We start from the raw sequence: 12,818 nt of genomic DNA, 5'->3' as shown, positions 1-12,818 counted from the left end.
GAGCGCGTGGAATTCTCCGAGCTCGCGGCCGGCATCCAGAACCACCGGTTCGACGGCTGGACCAACACCGCGATCGCCGACCAGATCACGCGGATGGTCAACGGCGACGGCACCGGCAGCATCGGCACGGCCGTCGACGCGCTGAAGGCCGTCGCGACCGCGCTCGCCCACACCGACCAGACGCTGCGCGCGCAGCTGCTGAAGCTCGGCGTCGAGTGGCAGAGCCAGGCGGGCGGCGCGGCGAGCCAGGTGCTCACCGAGCAGGCCGGGTTCTCCCAGGACGCCACGACGAAGGTCGCGCACGCCGCCGAAATGGTGTTCGAGCAGGGCGAGTCCTTCAACCGCACCAAGTACAAGCTGCCGGACGCCGAAACCGTCCGGAAGGGCGCGGGCGGCTACACGCTCACCGACGGCTTGCTGCTGTCCCTGATCGGCTTCGAGACCGACCACGCGCGTCAGGTCGAGGCCGCGAACAACGCCAAGGAGCAGGCGAAGCAGGCGCTCAACGAATACGCGCAGGAAAGCGGCACGAACCTGCTCTCGACGCAGTCGCTGTCCGACCCCGAGTCGCTGAAGCTGGCCGCCCCCGGGATCGCGCCGGGCGTGCTGGACGTCGCGGGTGCCGCCGTCGCGGTGACGCCGGACGGCGGCGTGAAGCCCGCTTCGGACAAGGTCCGCTCGGTGCACGTCGACCCGCCGGTGGTGCAGCCGGTGTCGCACACGGTCCACGCCGACCCGCCGACCCCGGTTTACGGCGTCGCGGCGCAGCAGCCGGCCCGGCCCGCCCCGCAGCCGCCGCGCCAGACCGGGTCGGTGACCGCGCCGGCCGCCGCCCAGCACACGACGCCCTCGTCGGCGACGACCCCGGCGGGCGTCAGGCCGCCGGCGTCGACGCCCGCGCCCGGCTGGGTCAACGCCCCGGGCCGCGGCACGGCGTCCGGCGACGCCACCCACTTCTCGCCCGGCCTCTCGGTCGGAGCCGGCGGCGAGCAGTTCGTCCCGCCGGGCGCGCCCGGCGCGCTGCCGCCCGGCTCGTCGCCGGCGACGGCGCCCATCAAGTCGCTCGGCGGCGGGGGCGCGTCCGGCGGCGGAGGCGGCCTCGACAGCTCGGCGGGCCGCGGCCCGGACGGGCTGCTGGCCAAGGGCCGCACGGTCGGTTCGATGCCGCAGGCGCCGTTGCAGCCCGGCCAGTTCACCGCCGAACGCGGGTTCGTGGTCAAGCCCGGCGCGACCCCCGGCGAGATCGGCGCGGGCGCGGCGGCGATCGGCGCGGGTGCCGCGGGCGGCGCGCTGAGCGGCGACAAGGAGCGCCAGCGGCGCGAGAAGGGCCCGGCGAAGGGTCCGGTGCGGCCGCTGCCGGTCGGCGAGCTGCCCGAGGAGGAGGCCGCCGCGCTGCGGAAGTCGGAGCAGATCAGCCCGAAGCAGAAGCCCGGCGAGGCGAAGTTCCTCGCCGAGGCGGCCCCGCACGAGGACGACGCCGAGCACGTCCGCCGCTACGGCGTCGACGACCAGGACCTGTTCGCCGACCAGCGGATGGTCTCGCCCGACGTGCTCGGCGACCACGGCGAGGACGGGCGCTGACCGTGTCGCTGGTGCTGTCCGCGCACGAGTTCGACGTGCTCTGGGAGTCGCTCGGACTGCCCCGCCGCCACGTCGCGCTGGACGTGCCGAGCGAGGGAACCACCCACGCCGAACGGCGGGAGCTGGTGGACGCGGCGTGGGCGTCGCTGAGCGAGCGGCGCCTGGCCCGCAACCGCCGGGTGACCGGCGAGGTGGCCGACCAGCTGCACCTGCTGGCCCGCCCGCAGTACGGCATCGACGTCTGGGTGTGGGCCGAGCGCGAGATCCGCGGCCGCGCGGTGAGCGCCCGCGGCCAGGCGGTCCTCGCGGTGGTGGACCACGGCGAGGTCTGGCTGATCCCGGCGACCGAGGACGGCCTCGCGGAGACGGCGGTCTCGGTGGCGGGCGACCTCGGCCCGGGCGTCGGCCAGACGGTGAGCATCCCGTACGACGTCCTCCGATCGGCCGACTCGGCCGCGAAGGGCGACGCGAAAGCGCTGGTCACGGCGTTGGAGGACCGGGGTGTGGAGCTGTTCCACGCCCAGGAGCTGTCGGGGATGCTGCTGGGCCAGGAGGCCCGCGGCCAGTTCGGCGCGGAACGGGTAGGCCGCGACGGCGTGGTCCACCGCGCGGGCCGCGTGGTGGCGTTCTTCGACACGGACGCGGGCCGGTACTTGTTCCAGGTGGTGTCCGACCGCGAAGGCCGCGAGTGGGCAACCGTGACCCCGGCCGACAACGCCCTGCTGGCGACCCGGATCCGCGAGCTGGTGGCGGAGGCCTGAGCTAGTTGCCGGCCGGCAACTTGGCGAGGACCTGCTCCGCGTACCGCTCGGCGTTGGCGCACAGTTCTTGGTCGCTCAGCTTCTTGTCGAAGTTGTCGTAGGTGATTTGCACGTTTTCGGTGTTCGACTCGTCGATCCGGCGGTGCGTCCAGGTGATCCGGCAGGATGGTGGGTAGTACTGATTGGGTACGACTTCCTCCGAAACTGTCGTCCCGTTCAGTTCGCGTTCTTCGGCTTTCCCCGGGTCGCTCGGCGCGGACAGGAGGTCGACGGAATACACGCCGAGATCCTTCTGACCGGACCACAAGCACCGGTGCAGGCCTTCGAGGGAAAAGCTGAATTCGTTCGGAGTGCCCCGCGGGACCGGGGGCGATTCGGTTGCGGCGCACAGGTCCAGGGACAGGGCTGAGCCCGGGGTCACCGGGTACCGCGCGTCGGTGCCGTACCGGATCTGGCTGATGATCACACCCATGGCTTCGGTGGGGGTCGCGCACGGGTCCCCGGCCGCCCGGCCTGACGCGGCCGTTATCGCGAAGCCCTGGCTGTAGGGGCTCTCGATCGCCACTACGCACTGGGTGCCGTCGACCTTCTTGAAGCCGCTGAGACCGCCGATGGTGATCGGGGTGTTCGTCCGCGCCCAGGCCTTGTCGTACAGGTTGATGAGCAGGTTCGTGCTGGCTGTCTCGTCCGGACCGCCTGAGGTGTCCAGGTCGCACCGCTCGAAGTAGACGCGTTTCCCGCCGGTCGGCTTGACCGGTCCGGTAGCGGGGAGCGAGTCGCGGGCGAGGAGCTTGCAGGGGTCGATCTCGCGGAGGTCCTCCGCGGTGAACGGGGCCGGCCGTTGATGACTGACACCGGGCGCCGGCGTCGCGCCGGGTTCGCTGTTCCCGCCGTTGAGCTGCGTAACCACGATCGTCGCCGCGACGACCGCGACCACGGCCGCGAGCGCCGCGGCGATCCAGGCCGTTCGCCGGCGCTTCACGGGCGGGGACGGCGTCGCGGTCGAAGGCTCGGGCGGCAGCGACAGAGCCTGGCTGACCTGCGCCTTCTGGGCACTGATCAGAGCGTGGACCGCCAGGGGCCACGGTGTCACCCCCGGCGGGACCGGCCCGAGGAAGTCGAGGATCCGCGCCGGCGTCGGCCGCGCCGCCGGGTCCTTCGCCAGGCACGGTTCCACCAGGCGACGCAGTTCCGGCGAGAGCGGTCCGAGGTCCGGCCGGCCGTGGACGACGTTGTAGAGCACCTGCGGGGTCGACCCGCCACCGAACGGGGCCCGTCCTGTGGCGGCGATGACGAGGAGCGCGCCCAGCGAAAAGACGTCGCTCGCCGGGGTGACGGCTCGCCCGTCGGCCTGTTCGGGGGACATGAAGCCGGGCGATCCGATGATCGAACCGGTGTGGGTCAGGTCCGAGCCGCCCTCGGCCGCGCGGGCGATGCCGAAGTCGATCACCCGGGCGCCGTCGTCGGTGAGCAGGACGTTGCTCGGCTTGAGGTCGCGGTGGATCAGCCCGGCCCGGTGGATGTCGGTGAGCGCCGACGCCAACCCGGCCGCGAGGATCCGCACGGACGCCGGCGGCAGCGGGCCCGCCGCTTCGACGGCCTCCTTCAGCGACGGGCCCGCGACGAACACCGAGGCCAGCCACGGCGTCGCCGCGTCCGGGTCGGCGTCCATCACCGCCGCGGTGTAGGCGCCGGAGACCATCCGCGAGATCTGCACCTCCCGGCGGAACCGGGACCGGAACCCGTAGTCGTGCGCGAAGCCCGGGTGCACCCGCTTGACCGCCACGAGGCGGCCGTCCGGTGACACTCCGAGCAGGACCCGGCCCATTCCGCCTTCGCCGAGTGCCGCCACCAGGCGATAGCGTCCGACATGTCGCGGTTCGTCCGGGTTCAGTGGTTTCATGATCGGTTTTCCTCCCCGCCGGCCATGCTACAAAGCGGGTCCGGCGCCCGCTGGGGTGGAAGTTGGCGGAGATCCGCACGCGCCGCCGGGGCGAAGTCATAAAGTAAGCGCGGGAACCGTCCGGGTCATGACGACGTCAGATCGGGCGGAGACAAGTTTCCGAAGGGGATGACGAACCGTGCCTGTCTACGACCCGGACTCGATGGCCATCGCGGCCCGTCACGTCGAGAAGCTCAAAGACGAGTTCGAGAAGTCGAAGAAGCACCTGACCGGGGTCGACGACGAGAAGGAAAGCCCGTTCGGGACGATGGGCGGCTCCCAGGACGTCCACGGCGCGGTCGGTCATTTCAAGCAGGGCGTGCACTCCGAATTCGACGCGGCCGGGAAGCTGATGGAGGCGACCAGTTTCGTGTTGAAGAAGGCCGCCGGGCTGATCGCGGAAACCGACCAGGTCGGGGCGAGCGACCTCAAGCTGCACGAGCACGGGAACCAGTGAGCGCACGGACGGCCCCGGCGGGCCGGGATGACAAGGGGGCGGCAACGTGGGTGGACTGATCGACTTTCCGCCGGACTGGCCGGACATCGAGGCCAAGAAGAAGCAGGTCGAAGGCATCAAGCCGGAGTCGATCGACAAGGCGGCCCAGCAGTTCAAGACCGCCGCCACGCAGGCCGGTGACCACGGCGCGGCGCTCAAGTCGGCCACGGACTCGCTGTCCGCCGGTGTCTGGAAGGGCCCGGCCGCGGACGCGTTCGTCGGCTACGTCAAGCAGATCACCACCGCGGGCGACAAGGTGCAGACGCACCTCACCGACGTCGGGAACGACCTCAGCGCGCTCTCGACGCAACTGAGCGACATCAAGGGCAAGGTCAACGACGCCTACGAAACCGCGAAGACGGCGATCCAGAACCGCATCAACTCGGAAACCCCGAAAGCCCAGGCGGCGATGAACGCCGAGGCGGAACACGCCCGGGACGAGAACAAGCCCGCCCCGAGCCCGTCGTCGAAGGAAATCATCGACAACGCCAACAAAGCGAACCAGAACGACGCCACCACCGCGGCCGGGAAGATCGATCCGCTCCTCGCCACCGCGGACGATCTGGTGAAGAAGTCCCAGGCGCTGATGAAGACCCAGATCGAGGGCGGCTACTCGAAGGTCCCGTTGCCCGCCAGCGACGGCACGGTCCCGCAGAGCACCGGCGGCATCCACAGCAACGGCTCCTCCCACCACGGCGGCGGTGGCGGCGGAGGAGGCGGCGGCGGTGGAGGTGGCGGAGGCGGCGGCCTCGGCCCGAGCGGCGGCCCGCCGTCGTCCCCGCCGCCGGGGAACGTCCAGCAGTGGATCCAGGAAGCGATCAAGGCGCTGCAGGCCGCCGGCGTGCCGGTGACCGACGCCGACATCCCCAACATCTGGGCGATCATCCAGCACGAGTCGGGCGGGAATCCCAACGCCATCAACAACTGGGATTCAAATGCTGCTGCCGGGCACCCGTCCAAGGGGCTCATGCAGTGCATCGACTCGACGTTCAACGCCCACAAGCTGCCCGGCCACGACAACATCTACAACCCGGTCGACAACATCATCGCGGGCGTCCGGTACTCCTTCGACCGCTACGGCGGCCTCGACAACGTGCCCGGCATCAAGGCCATGGCCCACGGGGGTGCCTACCGGGGCTACTAGCCTGGCCCCATGGCCGACCTCCAGGCGGGGCCCGCGCTGCGGGCCGGCGTGCCGCCCTTCCACGTCATGGACGTCCTCTCCGCGGCGGGGGCCCGGCAGCGCAGTCACGGCGATCTCGTGTCGCTCGCCGCCGGGCAGCCCTCCGCTCCCGCACCCGCGCCCGTGCTCGAAGCCGCGCAGAAAGCTCTGCAAGACAGCACCCTCGGCTACACCGAACAGCTCGGCATCCCGGAGCTGCGTGAGGCCGTCGCCGGGCACTACCAGCGGAAGTACCGGCTGGACGTCGCCGCGCAGGACGTCGTCATGACGACCGGGTCGTCCGGGGGCTTCCTGCTCGCCTTCCTCAGCGCCTTCGACCCCGGTGCCAAGGTCGCGATGGCCCGTCCCGGCTACCCCGCCTACCGCAACCTGCTGTCGGTCCTCGGCTGCGAGGTCGTCGAGTTCGCGACCACCGCCGAGACGAACTTCCAGCCGACCGTCGCATTGCTTGACGAGCTCGGCCCGATCGACGGGCTGATCGTCGCCAGTCCGAGCAACCCCACCGGCACCGTCCTGCCGCCCGGCGAGCTGGCCGCCATCACCGGCTGGTGCTCGTCGCACGGCGTCCAGCTGATCAGCGACGAGATCTACCACGGCATCTCCTACGGTGCCGAGCTCGACTGCGCGTGGCAGTACGGGCGCGAGCCGCTCGTGCTCGGCAGCTTCTCGAAGTACTTCGCGATGACCGGCTGGCGGCTCGGCTGGATGCTCGTGCCGCAGCGGCTGCACCGCGCCGTCGACGTCCTGACCGGGAACTTCACCATCTGCCCGCCCGCGGTGTCGCAATACGCCGCCCTCGCTGCCTTCACGCCGGAGGCGTACGCCGAGGCCGACGCGCACGTCGAGCACTACCGCGCCAACCGCGACCGGCTCTTCGCGGGCCTGCGGGGCATCGGCCTCGACAAGCTCGCTCCCGCCGACGGCGCCTTCTACGCGTACGCCGACGTCAGCGCGTACACCGAGGACAGCCTGAGCTGGTGCCAGCGGCTGCTCGCCGACACGGGCCTCGCCATCACGCCCGGCGTCGACTTCGACCCGGTCGACGGCGGCAAGTACGTCCGGTTCTCCTTCGCCGGCAGTGCCGAGGACATCGACGAGGGCGTCCGGCGGCTCGGGGGGTGGCTGCGCCAGGGGGAACCCTGATTCATCCCTGAACGTTGGCTCGCTGAGGGGAGTTTCTCCGGCCGAGGTGCCACAGTGGAGGCATCGGGCCGGAGGGGCCACGGGAGCAATCGGAGGAAGCCATGTTCTGGAAGATCGTCGGCGGCCTGATCGTCGCCTGGGTGGCGTTCATGGTGCTGGGCGCCGTGATCGGCTTCGTGTTCAAGGCCGTCCTGTGGATCGCCATCATCGGCGGCATCGCGTTCCTCGGCGCGGCGGGCTACCGCGCGATCACCGGCGGCGGACGCAAGGACCCGCGGCGGATCAACCGCTACTAGGGGATCCGCGCCACGCCGCCCAGTGACGTCCAGTTGACCGGCGTCAGCGGGGCCAGGCGCGGCCCGTCCGGCCACCAGAGGTGCGGCGCGGTCAACCCGGGCTCGAGCAGGTCGAGGCCGTCGAAGAACGACGCGATCTCGGCCCGCGTGCGGTAGCGCGTGTCGAGCCCGGTGCCGCTGAAGTGATTTTGCAGTTGTTCCGCCACGCCGGCGGCTTCGGAGCCGTCGTCCGGGTTGTGCTGGTGCAGCAGGACCAGGTACGACCCCGGCGCCATCGCGCCGACGTAGGACTTGACCACCTGCCGCGCCTGCTCCAGATCCGCGATGTGGTGGATGACCGCGCACAGCACCAGCCCGACCGGGCGGTCGAAGTCGAGGAACTGCTTGACCGTCGGGTCGGCGAGCGTCTCGGCGGGGTGCAGCAGGTCGTTGCCCGAGATGTGCGTGAAGTCGTTGTCGACGAGCAAGGCCCGGCCGTGCGCCTGCACGACCGGGTCGTTGTCGACGTAGACGACGTGCGCCTCCGGGTTGTACTTCTGCGCCACCTGGTGGGTGTTCTCCACCGTCGGGAAGCCGGAGCCGAGGTCGAGGAACTGGTCGACGCCGAGCCGTTCGGTCAGGTACCGCACGGCGCGCACGAGCCACTGCCGCACTTCCTGCGCCATCGCCGGGGATTCCGGCGCGATCGCCAGGATCTCCCGCAGCACCGCCCGATCGGCTTCGTAGTTGTCCTTGCCGCCCATCAGCGCGTCGAAGACGCGGGCGATGCTCGGCCGGTCGAAGTCGACGCGGGCCGACGGTCGTTCGCTCGTCATAGCGGCCTACCGGGGAAGTCGGGGTCGCGTGCAGCCTAGGCCACGAACGATCACCACCGGTAGGCGGACGTGCGGTGCGGGTGAGGTCAGTCCAGCCAGGCCCGGGCCGCGTCGGCGCCGTTCCACACCTCGGCCTTCAGGCCCACCGCCCGCGCTCCGTCCACATTGGACGGACGGTCGTCGAAGAACAGGCAGTCGGCCGGCTCCGCGCCCAGCTCGTCGAGCAGGAGGCGGAAGATCTTCGCGTCCGGCTTCACGCAGCGGACGTCGCCCGAGAAGAGCGTGACGCGGAAGTGGCGGGCCCAGTCCTGCGCGCGGACCCACTCGCCGAACACCACCGGGGCGTTCGACAGCAGCGCCAGCGACGCGCCCGCCTCGGAAAGCGCTTCGAGCAGCGCCTGCGACGACGGTTCCAGGTGGCCCCAGCCCTCGACGTCGACGCGGGTCAGCTCGTCCGACAGCTCTTCGTCGACGGACACGCCCACCGCCTTGCCGACCGCCTGCCAGTACTCGAGCGGCGTGCTGCCCGCGTCGTACGGGATCCGGTAGTCCCAGTACGCCTTTTCGAACTCCGGCAGCGGCACGCCCATCGCCTCGGCCATGGCCGGGCGGGCCAGGCTCGGCTTGCTCAGCACGTCGCCGTAGTCGAACACGATCCAGTTCACGATTCCCCCAGGGAGTTCACGCGCCGGTCTTGATCCGGCGCAAGGCTTCTTCGACGTCGGCCGCGCTCAGGTCCCGGTGCGTCACGAACCGGACCCGGCCCGCCATGGGCACCGCGCGGACGCCGAGCGAGTCGAGCCAGGCGAGCGCGGTCGGGATGTCCGGGACGTCGGCGAGGACGATGTTGGTGTCCGGCTCGTTCGTCGGCCAGCCGTGCTCGCGCAGGCCCTCGGCCAGGCGCCGCGCGTTCTCGTGCGACTCGGCCAGCTCGGGGATCCGGTCCAGCGCGACCAGGCACGCCGCGGCCAGGACGCCGCCCTGCCGGACGCCGCCGCCGAGCATCTGCCGCATCCGGCGCGCCCGCTCGACGAACGCGACGCTGCCCGCGACGACCGAGCCGACCGGCGCGCCGAGGCCCTTGCTGAAGCAGGCCGACACGGTGTCGACGCCGACGGTCAGCGCGGCGGGCGGTACCTCCAGCGCGACCGCGGCCTGCCAGAGCCGGGCGCCGTCGAGGTGCACGGTCAAGCCGGCTTCCTTCGCGACGGACAGCAGCTGGGCGTGCTCGTCGGGCGGGGTCACCGCGCCGCCGGCCGCGTTGTGCGTGTTCTCGAGGCAGAGCAGCGACGTCCGCAATGTGAAGTACGGCCCGGGTTGTCCGATCGCGGCCGCGAGGGCGTCGGGCGATGGGCGGCCCGGGCCGCCGTCGTGCTCGAGGATGTCCGGCATCCCACCGGCCAGCCACGCCGCCGAGCCGAGTTCGTTGGAGAGCACGTGGGCGCCGCGCGTGGCGAGGAACCGGTCGCCGCGCTGCAGGTGGAGGCTCAGCGCGACGAGGTTGGCCATGGTCCCGCTCGGCACCCAGAGCGCGGCCGGCATGCCCAGGACGTGCGCGGCGCGTTCCTCCAGCGCCTGGACCGTCGGGTCGCGTTCGAGGACGTTGTCCCCGACCTCCGCGGACGCCATCGCCGCGCGCATCGTGTCATCCGGACGGGTGACGGTGTCGGAGCGGAAGTCCAGCGGCGGCAGCGTGAAGGTCACAGAGTGATCACATCACATCCACCCGACGGGGATCAATGAGCCCCGGAGTGGTGGGACCTGCTCGGTCCGTGCAACCGTGGACGCCCCTGATTCCGTCCTACCCACCGACGACAACAGAGCGGAGCACGACTGCGCGTGGACCAGCGCGACGAGGAGGAGTTCGCGGAGTACTTCGCCGCCAGGCGGGACGCCGTGCGCCGGACCGCGTACATGCTCTGCGGCGACTGGCACCGGGCGGACGACCTCGCGCAGACGGCGTTCGTCGCGCTGCACCGGAGGTGGAAGAAGATCAGGGATCCCGCGGCGACCGACGCGTACGTCCGCAAGACGCTCGTCCGGGCGTCGATCGACGAATCGCGGCGCCCGTGGCGGCGTGAGTGGCAGACCGAGACGCTGCCCGAGCCGGCCGACGACACGCCGGGCCTCGACGAGCTCGTCGCGACCAGGGAAGACCTGCTCGCGGCGTTGAAGGAAGTGCCGCCCAAGCAGCGGGCGGTGCTGGTCATGCGGTTCTTCGAAGGACTCGACGTGACCGGCGCGGCGAAGGCGCTGGGCTGCAGCGAAGGCAACGTGAAGAGCCAGACCGCGCGCGGGCTGGCGAACCTCAGGCAGGTCCTGGAACGGGAGGTGGAGACCAATGGATGAGCAGGAGCTGCGCTCGTTGTTCTCCGCCGCGCCGCCGGACGCCCCCGAACCGGCGTTCAGCCAGGACGACGTCGTCCGCGAGTCCCACCGCCAGACCGTGCGGCGCCGCAACCGGATCACCGCCGGGGTGAGCGCCGCGGCGCTGGTGGTCGTCGGCTTCGGCGCATACGGACTGCTGTCCGGGGGTACCCCCGAGTCGATGACGGCCGCGGGCGACGGCGCCGTGTCGTCGCAGTCCGCGCCGGGCTCGGGGCAACCCGGCCTCAGCCCGGCACGTCCTGAGATCGGTGGGGAGTCACCGAACTTCTCGTCCGAACCACCTCGGCAGGGAGGTGACCAGGGCGGGAAGACCGGCCAGCTGGCCGAAGGCGCCTCCGGGTGCGAACAGGTGGACGGGGAGCTCGCCACAGCCCTCGCTGGCGAGCTCCCCGGCCACGTCGCCGGTACCCCGGCCGTGCCGGGCGGCGCCTGTTCGACGGTGTCGCGCTCCGCGGGGTTCCCGGTCGCGGGCGGCGAGGTGTCCGCCGCGGTGTACCCGAAGGGCATCCCCGTCGTCTTCAAGTCCCAGCCCGCCGGCGCGGTCCAGGCCGAGGTGGCGACCGCGTCCGGGGGGAAGCTGGTGCTGGTCAGCGTGCCGTCCTCGGGCGGGACGGCGCCGTACGCGGGGCAGGTGGACGCGTTCGCGCACGCTCTCGCGCCCCGCTTCTGAGCCCGGGTCCGCCCGGTTGGCAGAATGACCGGTCATGACCGCTGCGACCACCCCGAAGGGGGAACGACGGCGCGCCGCGCTCGTCGAGGCCGCCGCGAAACTGCTCGTCGAGGGCGGGTTCGACGCCGTCCGGCACCGGGCGGTCGCCGAGCGCGCGGGGCTGCCGCTCGCCTCGACGACGTACTACTTCGACTCGTTGGAAGACCTGGTCACGGCGGCCGTCGAGCACCACGCGTACGGGGAGCTCGAGACGGGCCGCCGCCGGCTGGAGGAGCTGGCGACGCGCAACCGCGGCGTCCAGGCGACCGTCGACCTGGTGCTGGAGATGCTGCTGGGCCCGGAGACCGACGACCCGGAGGCGGACGCGGAGGCGGTGCTGCTGCGGTACGAGCGGCTGGTCGCGACCGGCCGCCGTCCGTACCTGCGGCCGTTGATGCGGACGCTGTCGGCGCAGCTCAACGAGCTGCTGACGGAGATCTTCGCCCGCTCCGGCACGCCGGTTTCCGCCGATGAGCTCGAACGGCTGGTCGCCCTGGTCGACGGCGCGGTCGTCAACGCCCTGATCGCGATCGACCCGGCCCCGCGCGCGGCGGCGTCACGCATGCTTCAGAACGCACTCGACGGCACCTGATTCGTTACTGTCGTGCAGGTGGACTTGAACCTGCTGACGGCGTTGGACGCGTTGCTGGAGGAGAACTCCGTGCAGGCGGCGGCCGACCGGCTGCACCTGACGCCCCCGGCGATGAGCCGCACGCTGGCCCGGATCCGGGCGACGACCGGCGACGACATCCTGGTGCGCACCGGCCGCACGATGACCCCGACCCCGCGCGCGCTGGCGATGCGCGACGAGGTCCGGACGCTGGTGGCCCGCGCGAACCGGGTGCTCGCGCCCGCCCGCACGGTGGACCCGGCCACGCTGCGGCGCACGTTCACCATCCAGGGCCACGACGCCCTGCTGGCGGCGCTGTTCCCGGCGTTGCTGCGCACGGCTTCGGCCGAGGCACCCGGGATGGGGCTGCGGCTGCTGGCGGAGGCCCCGGTGGACACGCCGGACCTGGCCCGCGGGCACGTCGACCTGGAGGTCGGCGCGGCGGTGCCGGTGTCGCCGGAGATCAGCCACGAGGTCGTCGGCGAGGACCGGCTGGCGGTGGTTTCGCGCGCCGGTGTGCGGCTGGACGTCGAGGAGTTCGCGGCGGCCGAGCACGTGATCGTGTCGCGGCGCGGGCGGTTGCGGGACGGCGTGGACAAGGCGCTGGCCGAGCTGGGGTTGCGCCGCCGGGTGGTGGCGGCGCTCCCGACGGCGGCGCTGGCGCTGCAGGCGATCGCGCACAGCGACGTCGTCGGGGTGCTGGCGGTCCGGGCGACGGCGTTGGCGCGGGCGGACGCGGGGTTGACCGCGACGGAGCCCCCGATCGAGTTGACGGGGGCACCGGTGGTGGTGAGCTGGCACAGCCGCTACGACTCCGACCCGGCGCACGAGTGGTTGCGCGGCCACTGCCGCACAGCGCTCGCGGAGGTCTTCGACGCGACTGGCGACTGACAT

Annotated in this window: 14 protein-coding genes; 10 read left to right on the top strand and 4 right to left on the bottom strand. The window is 71.9% G+C overall.

Going from position 1 to position 12,818, the window contains the following annotated elements; all coding sequences use genetic code 11:
- The first annotated feature begins 6 nt into the window (after positions 1-6).
- Both ACIRSS_RS20200 and ACIRSS_RS20195 read left to right on the top strand, forming a co-directional pair.
- Entirely contained in the window at positions 7-1,581 is a 1,575-nt protein-coding gene (locus ACIRSS_RS20200) for a hypothetical protein (RefSeq protein ID WP_400896860.1), read from the top strand.
- A 2-nt stretch (positions 1,582-1,583) separates the two neighbouring features.
- Entirely contained in the window at positions 1,584-2,342 is a 759-nt protein-coding gene (locus ACIRSS_RS20195; protein ID WP_400896858.1) for an ESX secretion-associated protein EspG, read from the top strand.
- Between the two features lies 1 nt (position 2,343).
- Here the strand turns inward: ACIRSS_RS20195 and ACIRSS_RS20190 are convergent, their stop codons facing one another.
- A complete protein-coding gene (locus ACIRSS_RS20190; RefSeq protein WP_400896856.1) occupies positions 2,344-4,245 on the bottom strand; it encodes a protein kinase in 1,902 nt (633 codons plus the stop codon).
- Between the two features lie 178 nt (positions 4,246-4,423).
- On the opposite strand from ACIRSS_RS20190, the gene ACIRSS_RS20185 reads away from it, so the two are divergent.
- The 4 genes from ACIRSS_RS20185 to ACIRSS_RS20170 all read left to right on the top strand — a co-directional run bounded on the left by ACIRSS_RS20185 (position 4,424) and on the right by ACIRSS_RS20170 (position 7,402).
- The gene (locus ACIRSS_RS20185) at positions 4,424-4,741 is read left to right on the top strand and encodes a hypothetical protein (protein ID WP_400896854.1); all 318 of its coding nucleotides are present in this window, start codon (positions 4,424-4,426) and stop codon (positions 4,739-4,741) included.
- A gap of 55 nt (positions 4,742-4,796) precedes the next feature.
- A complete protein-coding gene (locus tag ACIRSS_RS20180) occupies positions 4,797-5,924 on the top strand; it encodes a transglycosylase SLT domain-containing protein (RefSeq protein WP_400897576.1) in 1,128 nt (375 codons plus the stop codon).
- Between the two features lie 9 nt (positions 5,925-5,933).
- Positions 5,934-7,106: a pyridoxal phosphate-dependent aminotransferase gene (locus ACIRSS_RS20175; protein WP_400896852.1), complete on the top strand. Its 1,173-nt coding sequence runs from the start codon at positions 5,934-5,936 to the stop codon at positions 7,104-7,106.
- A gap of 101 nt (positions 7,107-7,207) precedes the next feature.
- Complete coding sequence (locus tag ACIRSS_RS20170) at positions 7,208-7,402, top strand: hypothetical protein (protein ID WP_400896850.1); 195 nt, start codon at positions 7,208-7,210, stop codon at positions 7,400-7,402.
- Here the strand turns inward: ACIRSS_RS20170 and ACIRSS_RS20165 are convergent.
- The 3 genes from ACIRSS_RS20165 to ACIRSS_RS20155 all read right to left on the bottom strand — a co-directional run bounded on the left by ACIRSS_RS20165 (position 7,399) and on the right by ACIRSS_RS20155 (position 9,921).
- A complete protein-coding gene (locus ACIRSS_RS20165) occupies positions 7,399-8,217 on the bottom strand; it encodes an SAM-dependent methyltransferase (protein ID WP_400896848.1) in 819 nt (272 codons plus the stop codon). The two genes, ACIRSS_RS20170 and ACIRSS_RS20165, sit on opposite strands and share 4 nt — an antisense overlap.
- Positions 8,218-8,303: 86 nt before the next feature.
- Positions 8,304-8,882, bottom strand: coding sequence for an HAD family hydrolase (locus tag ACIRSS_RS20160; protein ID WP_400896846.1), 579 nt, complete (start codon positions 8,880-8,882; stop codon positions 8,304-8,306).
- A gap of 16 nt (positions 8,883-8,898) precedes the next feature.
- Positions 8,899-9,921 (bottom strand): threonine aldolase family protein, encoded by a 1,023-nt coding sequence (locus tag ACIRSS_RS20155; RefSeq protein WP_400896844.1) that lies wholly within the window; start codon positions 9,919-9,921, stop codon positions 8,899-8,901.
- Between the two features lie 135 nt (positions 9,922-10,056).
- Here ACIRSS_RS20155 and ACIRSS_RS20150 point away from each other — a divergent pair, with 135 nt between their 5' ends.
- From ACIRSS_RS20150 to ACIRSS_RS20135, 4 genes are read left to right on the top strand one after another with little or no spacing between them, the layout of a single operon-like run.
- Positions 10,057-10,566, top strand: a complete 510-nt coding sequence (locus ACIRSS_RS20150; RefSeq protein WP_086675976.1) for a SigE family RNA polymerase sigma factor — start codon at positions 10,057-10,059, stop codon at positions 10,564-10,566.
- Positions 10,559-11,275 carry a hypothetical protein gene (locus ACIRSS_RS20145; protein WP_400896842.1) on the top strand — a complete coding sequence of 239 codons (717 nt, stop codon included), beginning with the start codon at positions 10,559-10,561 and terminating at the stop codon, positions 11,273-11,275. Before ACIRSS_RS20150 ends, ACIRSS_RS20145 begins: the two co-directional genes overlap by 8 nt.
- Before the next feature lie 34 nt (positions 11,276-11,309).
- Positions 11,310-11,906, top strand: coding sequence for a TetR/AcrR family transcriptional regulator (locus ACIRSS_RS20140; RefSeq protein WP_400896840.1), 597 nt, complete (start codon positions 11,310-11,312; stop codon positions 11,904-11,906).
- An 18-nt stretch (positions 11,907-11,924) separates the two neighbouring features.
- Positions 11,925-12,815, top strand: a complete 891-nt coding sequence (locus tag ACIRSS_RS20135; RefSeq protein ID WP_400896838.1) for a LysR family transcriptional regulator — start codon at positions 11,925-11,927, stop codon at positions 12,813-12,815.
- Positions 12,816-12,818: the final 3 nt, after the last annotated feature.

The organism is Amycolatopsis sp. NPDC101161 (genome assembly GCF_044768185.1).
Taxonomy (GTDB): Bacteria; Actinomycetota; Actinomycetes; order Mycobacteriales; family Pseudonocardiaceae; genus Amycolatopsis.
The sequence above is the reverse complement of the archived record's forward strand: the minus strand, read 5'-3'. Positions and strand labels throughout refer to the sequence as shown.

Excerpts from the sequence above, each read along its gene's own strand:
- ACIRSS_RS20170 (WP_400896850.1), top strand. The coding sequence starts at position 7,208 with ATGTTCTGGAAGATCGTCGGCGGCCTGATCGTCGCCTGGGTGGCGTTC.
- ACIRSS_RS20165 (WP_400896848.1), bottom strand. The coding sequence starts at position 8,217 with ATGACGAGCGAACGACCGTCGGCCCGCGTCGACTTCGACCGGCCGAGC.
- ACIRSS_RS20140 (WP_400896840.1), top strand. The coding sequence starts at position 11,310 with ATGACCGCTGCGACCACCCCGAAGGGGGAACGACGGCGCGCCGCGCTC.
- ACIRSS_RS20190 (WP_400896856.1), bottom strand. The coding sequence starts at position 4,245 with ATGAAACCACTGAACCCGGACGAACCGCGACATGTCGGACGCTATCGC.
- ACIRSS_RS20175 (WP_400896852.1), top strand. The coding sequence starts at position 5,934 with ATGGCCGACCTCCAGGCGGGGCCCGCGCTGCGGGCCGGCGTGCCGCCC.
- ACIRSS_RS20145 (WP_400896842.1), top strand. The coding sequence starts at position 10,559 with ATGGATGAGCAGGAGCTGCGCTCGTTGTTCTCCGCCGCGCCGCCGGAC.